Source organism: Mesonia maritima (assembly GCF_042433895.1).
GTDB lineage: Bacteria > Bacteroidota > Bacteroidia > Flavobacteriales > Flavobacteriaceae > Mesonia > Mesonia maritima.
In genome coordinates this window covers 17679-35584 of record NZ_JBHLUA010000021.1, presented here as the reverse complement: position 1 = coordinate 35584, position 17906 = coordinate 17679, and the positions used below count along the sequence as shown (strand labels likewise).

Genomic DNA, 17906 nt, shown 5'->3' with positions numbered 1-17906 from the left:
GAATTTTGATTTTTATGCGTTAGATTTAACAAAACATTAATCATCTTAGCACATGGAATCAAATATTATTTTTCTTCCTATCATCTTAGCAGTTGTAGGAATTATCTTTATGATCATTAAAGCAAATTGGGTGAAAAAGCAACCTTCCGGTAACGCTCGAATGCAATCCATTTCAAAAAGTATAAAAGAAGGAGCCTTAGCTTTTTTAAATGCTGAATATCGTTTACTTGTAGTATTTGTAATTTTAGCATCTATTGCTTTATACGGAATTTCACTGGCCGTAGAAACCACCAGTTGGATGATTATTCCAGCATTTATTATTGGAGCAATTTTTTCAGCCTTAGCAGGAAATATCGGGATGCGAATTGCTACGGAATCGAACGCGAGAACGGCAGAAGCGGCAAGAACAAGTTTACCAAAAGCTTTAAAAGTTTCTTTTAGTGGCGGAACCGTTATGGGACTAGGAGTTGCAGGTTTAGCAGTTTTAGGATTAAGCTTATTATCTCTCTTTTTTATCAATCAATTTATTTCAGGTTCCACTACTTTTTATAGTGATATGACGGTAGTTTTAGAAACTTTAGCCGGGTTTTCGCTTGGTGCTGAATCAATTGCTTTATTCGCTAGAGTAGGTGGTGGAATTTATACGAAAGCTGCCGATGTTGGTGCAGATTTGGTAGGGAAAGTAGAAGCCGGAATTCCAGAGGACGATCCACGAAATCCAGCGACCATTGCAGATAATGTAGGTGATAATGTAGGAGACGTTGCCGGAATGGGTGCTGACTTATTTGGAAGCTATGTAGCAACCGTTTTAGCGGCAATGGTACTTGGTAACTATGTAATTCGAGATATGTCGTTAGAATCGCCATTTGTAGATAATTTCAATAATATGGGACCTATTTTACTTCCGCTAGTAATTGCAGGAGTTGGAATTTTAGCTTCTATATTAGGAACTTTCTTAGTGAGTATCTCTAATAACTCAGCAAAAGAAAGCAAAGTGCAAGCTGCACTAGATCGTGGAAATTGGGTAGCAATTCTATTAACGTTAGTAGTTACTTGGTTTTTAATTGACTGGATGCTTCCTGAAAATATTAAAATGAACTTTTTTGGTGAAGGAACAAAAATAATTCCTTCCATAAATGTGTTTTGGGCAGCCGTAATTGGCTTAGCAGTTGGCGCGTTAATTTCTGTAGTAACCGCACATTATACAAGTTTAGGAAAAAAACCAGTTCTTAATATTGTAAAGAATAGTTCAACCGGAGCGGCAACCAATATTATAGCGGGTTTAGCTGTTGGGATGAAATCTACTTTTTTATCGGTTTTATTATTTGCAGCAGCTATTTATGGTTCGTATGAATTAGCAGGATTTTATGGCGTAGCGTTAGCAGCATCAGCAATGATGGCAACTACGGCAATGCAATTAGCTATCGATGCTTTTGGTCCAATTGCCGATAATGCGGGTGGCGTAGCAGAAATGAGCGAAATGCCCGAAGAAGTAAGAGAACGGACCGATATTTTAGATTCCGTAGGAAATACGACCGCAGCAGTTGGGAAAGGTTTTGCGATTGCTTCTGCCGCTTTAACCGCTTTAGCTTTATTTGCAGCGTATGTAACTTTTACAGGAATTGATGGGATTAATATTTTTAAAGCTGATGTACTAGCTGCTTTATTTGTAGGAGGAATGATTCCGGTTATATTTTCCGCGTTAGCGATGGAATCGGTGGGGAAAGCTGCGATGGAAATGGTAAAAGAAGTTCGACGACAGTTTAAAGAAATTCCCGGAATTATGGAAGGAACCGCAACACCGGAATATGCAAAATGTGTAGATATTTCTACAAAAGCTGCTTTACGTGAAATGATTTTGCCTGGATTAATCACGATTATTTCTCCAATAATCGTAGGTTTAATTTTTGGTGCAGAACCTTTAGGAGGTTATATGGCGGGTGTTTGTGTTTCTGGTGTAATGTGGGCGATTTTTCAAAATAATGCGGGTGGCGCTTGGGATAATGCGAAAAAATCGTTCGAAGCCGGTGTAGAAATTGATGGAAAAATGACTTATAAAGGAAGTGAGGCACATAAAGCTGCTGTAACCGGCGATACTGTAGGAGATCCTTTTAAAGATACTTCTGGACCTTCTATGAATATTCTAATTAAATTGACTTGTTTGGTGGGATTGGTAATTGCTCCGATTATTGGAAATCACAATGAAGATAAGGTAAATGAAATAGGTATTAAAAAAGTTGAAAAAGAACTAAAAATGCAATCTGTAGATGAAAAGAATAAGAAGCTTAGTTTTTCAGATATTAATAAGAAATAAATTTTTTTTTGAATATCAAAAAAACCTCGTAGAAATACGAGGTTTTTTATAATAATACTGACAGTTGTTCTGTTTCTTTAACCGTTAATTCTCCATTGTTGTAGTAATTTACCTCTAAAAAATCATATTCATCCAAATTTTTTATTTCATCGTGAACGTGATTTTTAAAATATTCCATTTGAAAATCAAAATTTTCTTGACTTTCAGAAAAATAAAGTTCAATTCCTAAAGTGCGAATATTTTCTTCTTCAGAAGTTTCATCTAAACTCTTCATTTTTACCCAAGTTGCCATACTATCTGCTTTTATCTCTTTCTGAAATTCTTCTTGAGAATGAACAAATGTAGGTTCTGGTAATTTTTTATCTGAAGAATTACAGCTTGTAAATATCAGAAAAAATGAAAAAATAAGAATTAGATAACTGTTTGTTAAACGCATGAAATTTTCTTTAACTGTATAGAGTTATTAATGTTTTTCCGAAGAATAAATTAAGCTTTTTCAGGATCTATATAAACATTTGTTTCTTGTTTTTTTCGAGCTTTCATTGGGTCTTTTCTTGGCATGGTTCTAAAAATTTGATCCCATAGTGGCGAAGAAACTCCAAATGCTCTGTCGGGTTCTCGGTAATGGTGAATGCTGTGGTGATGCCATAAAATCTTCATGAAATTATTAGGCACTTTAAAAGCATGAACAGAATAGTGAACTGCTAAATATGCTGCATAACCAATTAAAAATCCTGCGAGAAATCCAAATACATAATCGCCTAGAAATACACGATAAATAATGAATAAAACGGTAGCGATTATTAGGCTTAAAAGTGGTGGCATTGCCAATCTAGATTTATCTTTCGGGTAATCGTGATGAACGCCGTGCATTGTGTAAGAAATTTTCTTTTTGCGTTCTGAAGTCGCCGGAATATGATACAAATAGCGGTGCATTACGTATTCAATAAACGTAAAAAAAAATAAGCCGGCAAAAAATAAAAGTACCATTGCAGGAGCTTCAAATCCTTTTTCGATAATCCCGTAGTAAATAAGCGCTGCAGAAATTACCGAAAAAATAATTAGCGGTAAAGAAATATGCGTGTGCGTTAATTTTTCAAGAATAGGGTTGTTAAATAATTTTGGAGATCCTTTATGTTTTGGACGTTTCAGTTTTGTTGATTCCATAGCTTTTATCTTAAAATAAGCCGTGTAATTCGGCGTCAATTTTATTAATGATATTTCCTAAATCTTCTTTTTCTTCGACAAAATTAATGTTATCTACATCAATTACCAACAAGTTGCCTTTTTTATAATCGTGAACCCAAGCTTCGTAACGCTCATTTAAGCGACTTAAATAATCGATAGATATCGAATTTTCATAGTCTCTGCCACGTTTTTGAATTTGAGAAACCAAATTAGGAATACTGCTTCGTAAATAAATTAATAAATCAGGTCCTTTGGTAACGCTTTCCATCAAATCGAAAAGTGACTTATAATTCTCAAAATCACGATTTGTCATTAAACCCATCGCGTGTAAATTAGGAGCGAAAATATAAGCATCTTCATAAATTGTTCTATCCTGAATTATCGATTTTCCGCTTTCTCTAATCTCTAAAATTTGCCGAAATCTGCTATTTAAAAAATAAATTTGCAGGTTGAAAGACCATCGCTCCATCTGATTGTAAAAATCTTCTAAATAGGGATTTTCAAGTACATCTTCATACTGTGGTTCCCAATTATAATGTTTGGCCAGTAATTTAGTCAACGTTGTTTTTCCGGCTCCAATATTTCCGGCGATGGCTACATGCATAAGTTTTATTTTGGCAGAGTGAGTTGGTAATGATAAATAAATTCACCGCTGTAAAGGTACAGGTTTTCATTATTCAAATAAAAATCTTTAACGGCATTTTCAGAAATTGAAAGCGGTTTAAATTCTGTTGAATTTTTTGGTAAAATGCTTAATTTGTTATTTTTCAGTATGATAACTGAACCATTGTCTTCTATAAATGCTTGAATACCATCATTTTTATATTCTGAAATTAAACTTCCGTAAGAATTATAAAATTGAAGTTTTTTTTCATTTAATAACCAACAAAAATTGAAATTACTCCGTTGCCCCAAAATCTGATTCGAAATTGGTTGCGTATGAGATAAGACTACGTTTCTATTATAATCGAATAATTCCAGTTGTTGTAAATCTAGGTTAAAAATCCACAAACTTCGGTCGTTTGCTGTAGTGGCAAAACCTACATTTCTAAATTCTGAAATGGTATTAAAATTAATTCTTCTAATTTCATTTAAGCGATTATCCAAAATTACCACGGTATTCATATCGCGGTAAAAAAGTGTGATTTTCAACGGATTAATAATATCTACTGAAAATATTTTACCAAGCTGAATATCAGAAAATTGATAGTTCTTGTTTGTTTGTTTATCAAGCTTAAAAAAAATATTCTTGTTTATGGAATATTGATTGTTGAATTTATCTACTCCAACAAATTGTTCTTTATTAAATGGAATTTTTTCAACTAGAGAAGTAGCAACTTCTTGCGCGTGAGTTTCACTAATAAATAGCCAACAAAAAATTGTAAAAAATAATATTTTCATAATTGAAAGATACAAAATTATTAGCCATAATTATTCCAAAGGCAATCAAGCGCATCCGTAAGCAAATGAAAACTCAACCCGATAAAAATAAGTTTTACAATACGATGCCGAATAAAAATTGCACCGAATACGTAGATAAGCCAAGCGTAATAGGTATGAAGAAAATGAAAATTAATACTGCAACGGTTAAGTTCAAAAATAAGAGTTGCCCAAAGATGATCTACATCTATGAGCATTGTCGCTAGTAGAATTAACCAATATTTTTTCCAGTTCTTTTTATCATAAAAATACGCAATAATTGCAATCGCAAAAAAATGAAAGCCGTAATGAACAAAGGGTTGAAGCATTTAAAAAAAACTACTCTTTTTCATCGGGTAAAAGTAGGTTTTTTAATTTTCGCTCCAGTAAAATATAACGCCAAATTCCAATAATCATAAACAAAACACAAATTACTAATGAAGAATAACCAATCCAATGCAAACGCGGGTATTCTTTAATTTGCAAAAGCGCAATTCCTCCCACAAGAAGATAAAGCGAAGCACGAATATAAGCTAAAAGCGTACGTTCGTTCGCTAATTTTGTACGCTCTAGAGCGAGATGTTCTCGTAATTTTTTTTCGTTAATTACTTGCGGTTTAAACGGATTGTGAAGTTTTACTTTTTTCATAATTAAAACGGAAAAAATATTGGAATTATAAACGAAGCAGCTATCCAAACAATAAAATTCAATGGCGTTCCAATCTTCAAATAATCATTAAATTTATAATTTCCCGGCGCATAAACCATCGTATTTGTAGGGTAACTTACCGGTGTCATAAAAGTTAACGAACAGGCAAACATTACCGCAATTAAAAACGGTTTCGGGTCAACTTGCATAACTTCAGCTAAGCTAATTACAATTGGCGTCATTAAAACTGCTGCCGCTTTACTCGATAAAACATTTGTCGATAAAAAGGTAAATAAAAATAATAAACTTAAAGTTATTCTCGGGTCTAAACCGCCAATACTATTAAAAATGAAGTCTGAAATTAACTCAGAACCGCCGGTTTTTTCAAGGGCTTTTCCCATCGATAAAACGCCGGCAACCATAAAAATCACTTTCCATTCAATCGCTTCGTAAGCTTCTTTTGGTTTTAAAATGGTAGTGGTTACAATTAGCAAAGCTCCAACCAAGGCGCTTATTAAAATAGAAGTTAAATTTAAAGCGGCCGAAAGAATTACACCAACTAAAATAAGTAAAGCTGGAATTGCTTTCTTTAAATTTAATTTTCGCTCTTGATATTCAGATAACGTTACAATCAGTTTTTCTGACGTAAGCATTTGTAAACTTTTTTCTGAAGCGAATAAAAGTAACATATCGCCCTCTTTTAAAGATACATTCGACACGTTTTTAGTAATGGTTTCTTTTCGATGTCGAATCGCTAAAACCGATGAGTAATACGTGTTTCTAAAATTGATTTGCTTTAATGATCTTCCCGCTAAATACGATCCGTACGGAATCATTACCTCATAAACTTTTTTCTCGTTATGATCGTCTAAAGAAGCCTCAGCCCCGGTAAAAGAATAGGTTTTTAGTTCTTTTAATTTTGCAAGTTTCCGCGGATCGATCAAGATTTTAATTACATCATTTTCACGTAAAACGGTTTCTTCATTAATTTCATAAACACGCCAATGTCTACGTTTAATGGTTAAAATTTGAGCTTGAAAATCTTGTATTAACTTACTTTTTGTAAGCGGTTTATCAATATCTGGGTTGTCAGGTAAAATTTCAATTTCCGCCATATAATCTTCCGCTTCCTTTTTCAGAAAATGTTCTTTTCCGTGTCGCTTCGGAAGTAAAATAGGAGCAACAATAAAAATATAAGTCAACCCGATTACCGAAATACAAAGTGCGGCTAGCGAAAATTCGAACATTCCAAAAGCTTCCGCTCCAATTTTTTTAGCGTAACTACTTACCAAAATATTTGTAGAAGTTCCAATTAACGTACAGGTTCCGCCAAATAAAGCCGAAAATGAAATAGGAATAAGTAAGCGTGAAGGCGGAATATCGGTTTCTCGACAAACCACCAAAGCCATCGGAATTAATATCGCGACCACCGCCGTATCGTTTATAAATGCTGAAAAAAGTGCAGCGGTAAAACAAAAAACCATGAGCGCAAAAACGTAATTTATTTTCGCAATCCTAATAATTTTGCTACTTAAACCGTCGATTAATCCCGTTTTAAAAATCGCAGCGCTAATCACAAACATACAACCCAACGTAATGGTTGCTGGATGATTAAAGCCGGCAAAACCTTCCTCAGGATTTAAAACGCCAGAAACAATAAACAGCGACATAATTAAAATGGAAGTAGTATCGATCGTAAAATAATCTTTTACGAATAAGAAAATTCCAACCGCTATAACAGCAAAAGTGATGTATAAATACATTTTTTAATAGAGCCTTTTAATGGCTTTGCAAGTAAAAATAAACTTTTATGTGAAACTTAATACCCTTTTTCTAAAGAAACGGTATGCAATAATTTTTTTCCTTTTTTTAATCGATTTAAGTTTTCAATCACTTGGCTGCTAATCGATTCAGGATCTGTTACACTTGCCGTATGAGGCGTAAGCTGAATTTTTTTATGATTCCAAAACCAATGCTCTTTTGGTAAAGGTTCTTCTTGAAAAACATCCAGCGCCGCGCCTGAAAGTTGCTCTCTTTCCAACGCATTTTTTAAATCTTCCTCAACTAAATGCGGTCCGCGACCTACGTTTATTAAATAAGCTCCTTTAGGTAATTGCTGAAATATTTTTTTGGAAAGAATTTCTTCGGTTTCATTGGTTAACGGAAGTAAACAAACCAAAATATTGCTTTCTTTTAAAAATTCATTTAACTCTTTATCGCCGGCAAATGTCTCAATATGCTGATGTGATTTTTTTGATTTTGACCAACCGCGAACCTTAAACTTATTTTTTACTAATAATTCGCCTACTTTTATGCCAATATTGCCAAAACCCATAATTCCTACACTAATATCTTCGGGTCTTTTGTAAGCTTTTCTTTCCCAAATTTCATCATTTTGTTGCTGAAAATAAAGTGGAATATTCCGCAGAAAATTTAAAGCTATTGTCAATACAAAATAGCTCATATCTTCTTTCAACAAAGGATCGTCCATTTTAGTAATTTCAGCCTGTTCTGGAGTTTTGTTTTCTTTTAAAATATGCCGAATTCCAGCTCCCATGGATGCAATTACTTTTACATTCGGATAGTTTTCAAAAACATTCTTCGGTGGATTCCACGTAAGAATAAAATCAGTTTCCGCTCGATTGGTGTCTTCAGGATAAACTTCTACGGTTAAGTTAGGTTCTTCTTTTTTTAAAGCGTTAATCCAAGGCGTACAATCTCGCCCCGGACTTATAATTACTATTTTTTTCTGCATTATCTTTTAACTTACAAAGGCGCTGTAGCCTGTAATTGCTCTTCCTACGATGAGTGAATTTATTTCTTTTGTTCCTTCGTAACTGTAAATCGCTTCCGCATCGGCTACAAAACGCGCTACGTCATGTTCCAGTAAAATTCCGTTACCACCCATAACTTCTCGCGCTCTACTTACGATATCACGAGTTCGCATACTACAAAAAACTTTTGCTAATGAAGCATGTTCATCGGTTAAAATGCCGTTATCTTGCATTTCTGAAAGTCTAAAAACCATGGTTTGCATCGCGGTTAAGTTAGAAACCATTTCAACTAAATGATTTTGTACTAATTGATAGGAAGCAATTGGTTTGCCAAATTGTTCTCTTTTTTTGGTATATTTTAAAGCACTTTCGTAAGCTCCTCTTGCGCAACCAACCGCTTGCCAAGCAACGCCAGCACGCGTCATTTTTAAAACTTTTGCGGTATCTTTAAATGAATTTGCGTTTTGCAAACGATCACTTTCCGGAACTTTGCAATCGGTTAAGGTGATAATCGCATTTTGCACGATTCGCAACGCCATTTTATCTTCCATTTTTTCAGCTTTAAAGCCCGGATTTTCTTTCCGAACTAAAAAACCTTTTACGTGACCACTATCTTCATCTTTTGCCCAAATGACGATCACATCAGCAAAAGTGGCGTTTCCAATCCATTTTTTCTGTCCGTTAAGAATCCAATTTTCGCCGTCGAATTTACAAGTGGTTTCCATTCCTTGAGAAACGGCAGAACCCACATTGGGTTCGGTTAAACCAAAAGCTCCGATTTTTTCTAATTTTTGCATCTTCGGAAGCCATTCCTGCTTTTGTTCCTCGCTTCCGCAGAGGTAAATAGAACCCATTGCCAAACCGCTATGAACGCCAAAAAATGTTGAAATTGAAACATCTACGCGAGCAATTTCTTGGGCTATAATTCCTTCCATTAAAAACGGAAGATTTGGGCAACCGTAGCCTTCATAAGGAACGCCGGTTATATTGAGTTCAGCGAATTTCGGAATAATTTCGAAAGGGAATTTTGCTTTGTTCCAACAATCGTTTACCAGCGGACGAACTTCATCTTCCATAAAATTGCGCACTTTCATTTGGAGTTCGCGCTGTTCTTCAGTTAATTTTAAATCTAAGTTATAGAAATCGCCATCGATTGGTGGTAATTTATGCTGGCCTTTTTTGCCTTGGTGATTCAGCATTTTCATCATTCCTTTTAACTGACGATCGTCTAATTTCCCTAACGTATCCATCGTCTTTTTAAGGTCAATTTTTTCATTGATTTTTGCCAATTGATCTAAATCGACTCCTTTTAGTAAATCGATGGTGTTTTTTATTTTTCCGAATAAAGACATGCGCTAGGTTTTAAAATTCAATTTAAAAGTAAAAATTAAAACAGCAGTGAAGTGTTAAATAATTCCGAAGAAATGAGGTGTGGAGATATAAATTCTTTGTTGCTTGTTTTTAGTGAATGAAGAAAATCTTAGGAGTATTTTAGGGAAATTAAGAAGGATTTTGTGAAGACGAAGCTATTTTTTCTACAATTTTATCTACACAATTAATTCCGTCTATTGCCGCTGAAATAATTCCGCCGGCATACCCTGCGCCTTCTCCGCACGGATATAAACCTTTAATTTCGATATGTTCTAAAGTTTCTGTATTTCTAGGAATGAGAATAGGCGATGAAGTTCTACTTTCTGGGGCGTGAAGTACAGCTTCATTAGTATAATAGCCTTTCATTTTTTTACCAAAAGCCACAAAAGCTTTTTCCAAACGACGTGAAATTAATTCGGGTAAAATTTGATTGAGATCTACCGAAACAATTCCCGGTTGATAAGAAGTTTTCGGAAAATCTTTAGATACTTTTCCTTCTACAAAATCTATCATTCGTTGAGCGGGGACTTGTTGGGTTTTTCCTGCAGCTTCCCAACAAGCTTGTTCCACCTCTTGTTGAAATTCTAAACAAACAAAAGGATTATCCTTTTTGTAATTAGGTAAATCTTCTGGGGAAATGCTCACCACAATACCCGAGTTAGCATAAGGATTATTTCGTTTGCTGGGACTCCAGCCGTTTGTAACCACTTCTTCTTGATTGGTAGCGCACGGCGCAATAATTCCGCCAGGACACATGCAAAACGAATACACACCCAAACCTTCCACTTGTTCTACCAAACTGTAAGAAGCAGGTGGTAAATAAGGGTTATTATCATCACCGTGATATTGAATAGAATTTATTAATTCTTGCTGATGTTCAACTCTTACTCCTAAGGCAAAAGGTTTTGCTTCAATCTTAATTTTTTTATGATGTAAAAGATAAAATATATCACGAGCAGAATGTCCTGTAGCCAAAACCACATCGGTAAAATTGAACCAATCTTTATCGTTGATTTTAATCGATTTTATTTGTTGATTTTCTAGCTTTAAATCTGTAAGTTTACTATTAAAATGAACCTCGCCACCAAATTCAATGATAGCTTCACGCATGGAGGTGATAATTTTCGGAAGTTTATTAGTTCCAATATGTGGATGCGCATCTACTAAAATATCTGGATCTGCACCAAAATGAACAAACCATTCAATTGCTTTTAGCACATTTCCGCGTTTTTTTGAACGGGTGTATAGTTTGCCATCGCTATACGTACCCGCGCCACCTTCACCAAAACAATAATTAGATTCTGGATTTACAACGTGTTCTTTATTTATTTTTGCCAAATCTCTACGGCGAGAACGCACATCTTTTCCGCGTTCAAAAATAACGGGTTTTAGTCCGGCTTCAATAGCTCTTAATGCGGCATACAAGCCTGCGGGACCAGCACCAATAATCGCGATTTTTTCTGCTGAATGAACATTTTTTGGAATAAATGGCGGAATTTCTTTCTTATTTTCTCCTTGCAGCCAAAACTCTAATTGTAGGTTGAGTTTTATTTGTTTTTGGCGGGCATCAATAGAGCGTTTTCTAATACGCCAATCCTTAATTTCTGAAGATTTCAACTTCGCTTTTTGCAGTCCGCATTTTAAAATAAAAGCGTGATCTTCTTTTTGCTCGGGTAAAATAGAAATTTGTATTAGCTGGCTCATAATGGAGCAAAGATAATTGAAATGATTTATTCTCAATTAAAAATTATTAAGCTTACGCAGAAACCTAAACCTCATAATTTTTATCTTAGCGGAATGCAAAATATTTCTTTTATACAGGCCCAAACTGGCTTGGCCCAAAAATCTATTCAAAACACCCTTCAATTAATTTCTGAAGATTGTACCATTCCTTTTATGGCGCGTTATCGAAAAGAACGTACCGGAAATTTAGATGAAGTACAACTTGAACAAATTATTAAAGCGAAAACCAATTTTGAAGCCTTAGAAAAGCGGAAAGAAAGCATTTTAAAAAGCTTAAAAGAACAAGAAGTTCTCACTGAAGATTTAGCTAAAAGTATTCAGAATACTCAGGAATTAACGGTTTTGGAAGATTTGTATTTGCCCTTTAAGAAAAAGCGTAAAACAAAAGCCGATTCAGCGCGAGAGCAAGGTTTAGAACCGCTTGCGAAAATTATCATGGCACAAAATGCAGTTGAATTAAATTCCGTAGCGAAACGTTATATTTCAAAAAGCATAAATTCTATGGAAGAAGCCTTAGAAGGGGCGCGCCATATTATCGCGGAATGGATTGCCGAACGTATTGATATTCGAAATTATATTCGTTTTCAGCTTGAACGATTCGCTGTATTGAAAACCAAGGTGGTTAAAACAAAAAAAAGAGAAGAAAAAGCACAAAAATTTCAAGATTATTTTAAATGGGAAGAAAGTTTATCGAAAATACCTTCGCATCGTTTTTTAGCGATTCAGCGTGCCGAAAATGAAGGTTTTATTAAAGTTAAAATTTTATTAGATGAGGAGCGAATTCTGGAAAAAATTGCCCAAAAAATTATAAAAAATAATAGTGAAACTTCGGAAGAAATTCAGCTTGCGATAAAAGATTCATATAAGCGTCTATTGTTACCTTCCTTAAGTAAAGAAGCTTTGCAAAATGCAAAAGAAAAAGCCGATGATGCTGCGATTTCGGTTTTTGCTAAAAATTTGAAGCAATTGTTGCTGGGTTCACCATTAGGAGAAAAACGTGTATTAGCAATTGATCCTGGTTTTAGAACAGGTTGTAAAATAGTTTGTTTAAATGAAAAGGGCGAATTGCTTCATAACGAAACTATTTATCCGCATGCGCCAAAGAACGATCAAAAAGGAGCGATTAAAAAAATAAGTACACTCACTGAAGCTTATAAAATTGATGCTATTGCTATTGGAAATGGAACGGCATCACGGGAAACAGAAAAATTAATTAGAAGAATTCGTTTTAAAAATGATTTACAGGTTTTTGTAGTGAGTGAAGCCGGTGCTTCTATTTATTCGGCTTCGTCGATAGCGCGAGAAGAATTTCCGAATTATGATGCAACAGTTCGTGGTTCGGTTTCAATTGGTCGGCGTTTGCAAGATCCGTTGGCAGAATTGGTGAAAATTGATGCAAAATCAATCGGAGTCGGTCAATATCAGCACGATGTAGATCAAACAAAATTGAAAAATGAATTAGATCGTGTTGTAGAAAGTTGTGTAAATGCGGTTGGTGTAAATATAAACACAGCGAGTAAATCGTTATTGAGTTATGTTTCTGGAATAGGAGAGAAGCTGGCTGAAAATATTTTAGATTATCGTAAAAAAAACGGAGCTTTTAAAAATAGAAATGAAATTAAAAAAGTTACTCGGTTAGGGGGAAAAGCATTTCAGCAAAGTGCGGGTTTTTTACGGATAAAAAATGCTGAAAATCCCTTAGACGATTCGGCAGTTCATCCCGAGCAATATTTGGTTGTTGAAAAGATTGCAAGGGATGAAAAGAAAACAATATCGGAATTAATCGGTAATAAAATCTTGCTTCAAAAAATAGACCTTCAAAAATACTGTACTTCAATAATTGGCTTCCCCACTTTAAAAGATATTATTACGGAATTGGAAAAACCCGGTCTCGATATTCGTGAAGAAACGAAAGTTTTCACCTTCAACCAAAATATTAGAACGATTGAAGATTTACATGAAGGTCAATTATTACCTGGCATTGTAAATAACATTACCAATTTCGGTTGTTTTGTAGATATCGGAATTAAAGAAAGTGGATTGATTCATGTTTCTAATTTAGCCGATGAATTTGTAAGTGATGTAAATGCACATATTCATCTTCAACAGCAAATTATAGTAGAGGTTTTGTCGGTAGATATTCCGCGTAAACGTATTCAGTTAAAGTTGTATAAAAAATAAAATCCTCGCAAAAGGCGAGGATTTTTTCTGAATTCAATTAAATTTTATTGATCTCTTAGGACGTGAATTACGCCAGTGATGGTGTGTGGGTTTCCTTGTGGATCATTGTAAGTTCCTGAGAAATTTATATCTATATAGTCGCCAACGTTCCCAAGTTTACTTAGGTTAAAAGTAATATTTGTACTTGAAAGATCTACTTTGTAAGCCCATTCCTGAGTAAAACTAAATCCAGTATCGCCTGGCGTATTCAAGTCATAATTATCATAAGTTCCGGTATATTGAGTTGAATTAAGAACCCCTATTAAATAGAAGCAATTTTGAGAATGGCAAGCTGACATACCTATAAAAGGACCATTGAAAGCTTGATTGAAAGTATCGAAAGTAGCATCTATATCAGTAAGGGCGAAAAATGATTCTGCTCCACTATCAATGTCATATTGAATAAATTCTTGATTTGAGTTGCAAGTTGTAAGTGTTCCCAAACTTGTAAGAGGGGGAGTAAATGTATAATTAATTTCTCCTGTGATTTGTGAGGAAGTATAATCAAAACCTTCAATAGAGAAATTTTGATTTACTGAACAACTAAGCATATTAATTTGATAAGACCCATTATTAACTAAGTCATAATAACTATGATTCCTATAATTCAGTTTTACGAATCCATTGGTGACGAGATTCCCATTACAATCTTTTATCGTACCGCTAATCGTTTGATTTATGATTGATGGGTTATTACTTGTATTAATAACAACTGTTTCATTAGAATCACTATTGTATGGACCTATTGTTCCGATATACAAAGCTTTAGTAATGCACATATCATATTTATATACCTCTAACGTTAAAGTTTCGTTTGAGGGAATTAACCCACATACATTTCCATTTGCGTCGGTAGCCCCTGAACTTGTAGGGTAAGGATATGATGAATTATTATGCGTTAAGTTTACAGATGCATTAGCAATAGGATTTCCATTATTATCGACTAAGTTAATACAGATATTAACAGAAGGGAAGTTTACATCACAATTCCAAAATGAAAAGTGAGCTACTTCACCAACATAACTGTTTCCTTGTAAAGTGGCTTGTCCTTCTTCTTTCCAATAGCCGGTTGTTTCATCGAAATACCACAGCGGGATAGAATTTGGTGCGCTTTGCAATAATTCTGAAGCAAGTGGGATAGTAATTTCTGCCGTTGTTCCTTCAGCTAAATTTAAATCTTGCCCTTCGTCACCTCGTAATTCAATAGCTAACATTCCGTAAGATTCGAGGATTTGCTCTTCATTATTTTCATCTGCAGCATAAAGCATGCCAGGCATTTGCAAGTTCATATTATCATTGCTTGGGTCTAAATGATGCATAATTACTTGGACATCTCCAGTATAAGCGTTTTTATTTTCATCAATATAATCTCCAGGTAGTTTTACTGAAGCGTTATTTGGTAAGCTTATAGTTGCTTCATTACCAGAAGAAATAGTTTGAATTACATTTTCTTCAAGTAACATAATTTCAACCTTGTTTGTTCCAGAAGTTGGAATTATACTTCGTGAACCTTTTATAAATCCAATTTTTGAAGCTTTTATGTAAGCGAATTCTTCAAAAACAGTAGCGTTTTTAATTATAAAAATACCTTCAGCATTTGTTTGGGTAGTTTTGTCGCCAATTTTTATTTCTACTCCCGAAAGCGGATTTTTATTTTTGTTGATAATTTTACCTAAAAAATCTCTATTGACTTCAATTCCAAAGTTTTTTTCAAATTCCTTATCTGCTGGATTCGTTGGATTTTCGGGTTCATTTTGCTGTTCATTAATTTGATCTTCAAATGGGTCACTTTCACAAGAAAAGAGAAAAAGGCTAAAAATTAGAAACAACGATAGTTTTGTAATTGATTTCATAATAGAGTTTTTTAAGTTATTGGAATGTTAGTGCGAGAATATAAATAGATTCTCAATATTATAACAATTAACTTTAAAAAAACCCTACCTTTTAACTTTTTATCCGTTATGTTACTACGGGAAAAATATCTTGTAAAATAGGTTTTAATCCACTAAAAAAGAATTCAACGGCAATTACCATTACAATTAGTCCCATTAAGCGCATCATTACGTTATTACCAGTTTCACCTAATAATTTTATAATTCTTGAAGAACTGTAAAGAATTATATAAGTGAGAAACATTACTATAAAAATAGTACCAATTAAAACTGCTTTTTTTTCTACACTTTCTGCATCTTGCATTAATACAATTGCATTGGTTAATGCTCCCGGACCGCAAATCATAGGAATGGCTAACGGCGTTATGGAAATGTCATTTATATACGTGCGAACTTTATCTTCTTGTACTTTTATACTTGCTAATCTTGCCTGAAGCATATCCATTCCCATAAGAAAGAAAATAACACCACCAACTACACGAAAACTGTCTACTGAAATGCCAAAAAAATTAAATAACAGCTGACCTGAAAACGCAAATGCAATAATCGTTATACACGCGACAATACTTGCTTTTTTTGCGGTATGCGTACGATCATTAGTATTTAGATCTTTGGTCATTGTCATAAAAATGGGCATTGTTCCTAACGGATTTATCAATGTGAAGAAAGAGGTGAATGCAAGTAGCCCAAATCCAAGTAATTCGTTCATAGCAGCTTAATTTTAAAGCGGCGCAATTACGGAATTTTTTCGGGAAGGAAAAAAGGAAAAATCACTAAATTTTAAGCAAAAAAATCCTTAACAATTAAGTTAAGGATTTTAGATATAATTTTTAAGATTATTATAAATTAAAGGCTTCTTTAATTTTATCTACGTAATCCAATTTTTCCCAAGTGAATAATTCAACTTCTTTGGTGATTTTTCCTGAATAAGGACTCTCGAATATTTTAGTTACCGTTCGCGGGGTTTTTCCCATATGTCCGTAGGCAGCAGTTTCTCGATAAATAGGATTTCTTAATTTTAAACGCTCTTCAATTGCAGCAGGTCGCATATCAAAAATTTCTTTTACTTTCTCGGCAATTTCTCCATTACTCATTTCTACATTAGAAGAATTATAGGTGTCAACAGCAATCGAAGTTGGTTCAGCAACACCAATAGCATAAGAAACTTGAACTAAAATCTCGTCGGCTACACCGGCCGCAACTAAATTTTTTGCAATATGTCTAGAAGCGTAAGCTGCAGAGCGGTCAACTTTACTTGGGTCTTTTCCTGAGAAAGCTCCACCGCCGTGAGCACCTTTTCCGCCGTAAGTATCTACAATAATTTTTCTTCCGGTTAAACCGGCGTCGCCATGAGGACCTCCGATTACAAATTTTCCGGTAGGATTAATATGATAGATAATATCATCATTAAATAATTCTTGGACATATTTAGGTAATTGCTTTTTTACCAGTGGGATAAGAATTGAAATAATATCCTCTTTAATTTTTTTCAGCATTTTTTCATCATCCTTATCGAAATCGTCATGCTGCGTAGAAAGTACAATTGCTACAATTCGTTGCGGCGTGTTATCATCGCTATATTCAATAGTTACTTGGCTTTTAGAATCTGGACGGAGATAATTAATTTCTTTTCCTTTTCGGCGCAGTTTTGCAAGTTCAATTAACATGCGGTGAGAAATATCTAAAGCAAGCGGCATGTAATTTTCGGTTTCCTTTGTTGCATAGCCAAACATCATTCCTTGGTCTCCTGCTCCTTGCTCTTTCTTTTCTTTTCGATCAACTCCTTGATTAATATCGGGTGATTGTTCGTGAATTAATGAAATCACCCCACAAGAATCACCGCTAAATTGGTAAATTCCTTTAGTGTAGCCAATATCATTAATCACATCACGCGCAATTTGTTGAACATCTAAATATGTGTTAGATCTGACTTCTCCCGCCAGTACAACTTGACCGGTAGTTACTAAAGTTTCACAAGCTACTTTAGACTCTTTATCAAAAGCTAAAAAATTATCTAATAAGGTATCACTAATTTGATCTGCAATTTTATCGGGGTGTCCTTCTGAAACACTCTCTGAAGTAAATAAGTATGGCATTTTTAAATTTTTAAGAAAAAGCTAAGCTGATTGAGCTAAGTAAAGTAGAATAATTTCTGCTTTAGCATTTTTAAGGGTTGCAATCAGTCAAATCTTTCCCTGAATTAATTTGATCACAAACTTATGAAAAATCTATTGTATTAAATTTTGTTTTAACGAGTTTTTAATATTAGAATTAATATTAATATAAAACGTGAAATATCGATTTAAATTCAATTCTTATTTATAAAATAATTTTTTG

The 17906-nt window shown here is 34.2% G+C and carries 15 protein-coding genes; 2 read left to right on the top strand and 13 right to left on the bottom strand.

Annotation, left to right across the window (positions count from 1 at the left end):
- The first annotated feature begins 52 nt into the window (after positions 1 to 52).
- Entirely contained in the window at positions 53 to 2314 is a 2262-nt protein-coding gene (locus ACFFGL_RS12705) for a sodium-translocating pyrophosphatase (RefSeq protein WP_309730036.1), read from the top strand.
- A 46-nt stretch (positions 2315 to 2360) separates the two neighbouring features.
- On the opposite strand, the gene ACFFGL_RS12700 is transcribed toward ACFFGL_RS12705, so the two are convergent.
- The 10 genes from ACFFGL_RS12700 to ACFFGL_RS12655 all read right to left on the bottom strand — a co-directional run bounded on the left by ACFFGL_RS12700 (position 2361) and on the right by ACFFGL_RS12655 (position 11418).
- A complete protein-coding gene (locus ACFFGL_RS12700) occupies positions 2361 to 2750 on the bottom strand; it encodes a hypothetical protein (protein ID WP_309730039.1) in 390 nt (129 codons plus the stop codon).
- A 50-nt stretch (positions 2751 to 2800) separates the two neighbouring features.
- Entirely contained in the window at positions 2801 to 3481 is a 681-nt protein-coding gene (locus ACFFGL_RS12695) for a sterol desaturase family protein (protein WP_309730041.1), read from the bottom strand.
- A 10-nt stretch (positions 3482 to 3491) separates the two neighbouring features.
- The gene (locus ACFFGL_RS12690; protein WP_309730044.1) at positions 3492 to 4106 is read right to left on the bottom strand and encodes a deoxynucleoside kinase; all 615 of its coding nucleotides are present in this window, start codon (positions 4104 to 4106) and stop codon (positions 3492 to 3494) included.
- A 5-nt stretch (positions 4107 to 4111) separates the two neighbouring features.
- On the bottom strand, positions 4112 to 4903 hold the full coding sequence (locus tag ACFFGL_RS12685; protein ID WP_309730046.1) for a hypothetical protein: 792 nt from the start codon (positions 4901 to 4903) through the stop codon (positions 4112 to 4114).
- Positions 4904 to 4923: 20 nt separating this feature from the next.
- On the bottom strand, positions 4924 to 5250 hold the full coding sequence (locus tag ACFFGL_RS12680) for a DUF6122 family protein (RefSeq protein ID WP_309730049.1): 327 nt from the start codon (positions 5248 to 5250) through the stop codon (positions 4924 to 4926).
- A 10-nt stretch (positions 5251 to 5260) separates the two neighbouring features.
- Complete coding sequence (locus ACFFGL_RS12675; protein ID WP_309730050.1) at positions 5261 to 5569, bottom strand: DUF202 domain-containing protein; 309 nt, start codon at positions 5567 to 5569, stop codon at positions 5261 to 5263.
- Between the two features lie 2 nt (positions 5570 to 5571).
- Positions 5572 to 7332: an SLC13 family permease gene (locus ACFFGL_RS12670; protein ID WP_309730052.1), complete on the bottom strand. Its 1761-nt coding sequence runs from the start codon at positions 7330 to 7332 to the stop codon at positions 5572 to 5574.
- Between the two features lie 56 nt (positions 7333 to 7388).
- A complete protein-coding gene (locus tag ACFFGL_RS12665) occupies positions 7389 to 8324 on the bottom strand; it encodes a 2-hydroxyacid dehydrogenase (protein ID WP_309730054.1) in 936 nt (311 codons plus the stop codon).
- 6 nt (positions 8325 to 8330) lie between these two features.
- Entirely contained in the window at positions 8331 to 9695 is a 1365-nt protein-coding gene (locus tag ACFFGL_RS12660) for an acyl-CoA dehydrogenase family protein (RefSeq protein WP_309730057.1), read from the bottom strand.
- Between the two features lie 148 nt (positions 9696 to 9843).
- The gene (locus tag ACFFGL_RS12655) at positions 9844 to 11418 is read right to left on the bottom strand and encodes an NAD(P)/FAD-dependent oxidoreductase (RefSeq protein ID WP_309730059.1); all 1575 of its coding nucleotides are present in this window, start codon (positions 11416 to 11418) and stop codon (positions 9844 to 9846) included.
- A 93-nt stretch (positions 11419 to 11511) separates the two neighbouring features.
- On the opposite strand from ACFFGL_RS12655, the gene ACFFGL_RS12650 reads away from it, so the two are divergent.
- Entirely contained in the window at positions 11512 to 13638 is a 2127-nt protein-coding gene (locus tag ACFFGL_RS12650; RefSeq protein ID WP_309730095.1) for a Tex family protein, read from the top strand.
- A gap of 44 nt (positions 13639 to 13682) precedes the next feature.
- On the opposite strand, the gene ACFFGL_RS12645 is transcribed toward ACFFGL_RS12650, so the two are convergent.
- From ACFFGL_RS12645 to metK, 3 genes are all read right to left on the bottom strand, one after another.
- Positions 13683 to 15530 (bottom strand): hypothetical protein, encoded by a 1848-nt coding sequence (locus ACFFGL_RS12645; RefSeq protein ID WP_309730061.1) that lies wholly within the window; start codon positions 15528 to 15530, stop codon positions 13683 to 13685.
- A 106-nt stretch (positions 15531 to 15636) separates the two neighbouring features.
- The gene (locus ACFFGL_RS12640; protein ID WP_309730064.1) at positions 15637 to 16278 is read right to left on the bottom strand and encodes a MarC family protein; all 642 of its coding nucleotides are present in this window, start codon (positions 16276 to 16278) and stop codon (positions 15637 to 15639) included.
- A 130-nt stretch (positions 16279 to 16408) separates the two neighbouring features.
- Positions 16409 to 17665, bottom strand: coding sequence for a methionine adenosyltransferase (gene metK, locus ACFFGL_RS12635; protein WP_309730066.1), 1257 nt, complete (start codon positions 17663 to 17665; stop codon positions 16409 to 16411).
- Positions 17666 to 17906: the final 241 nt, after the last annotated feature.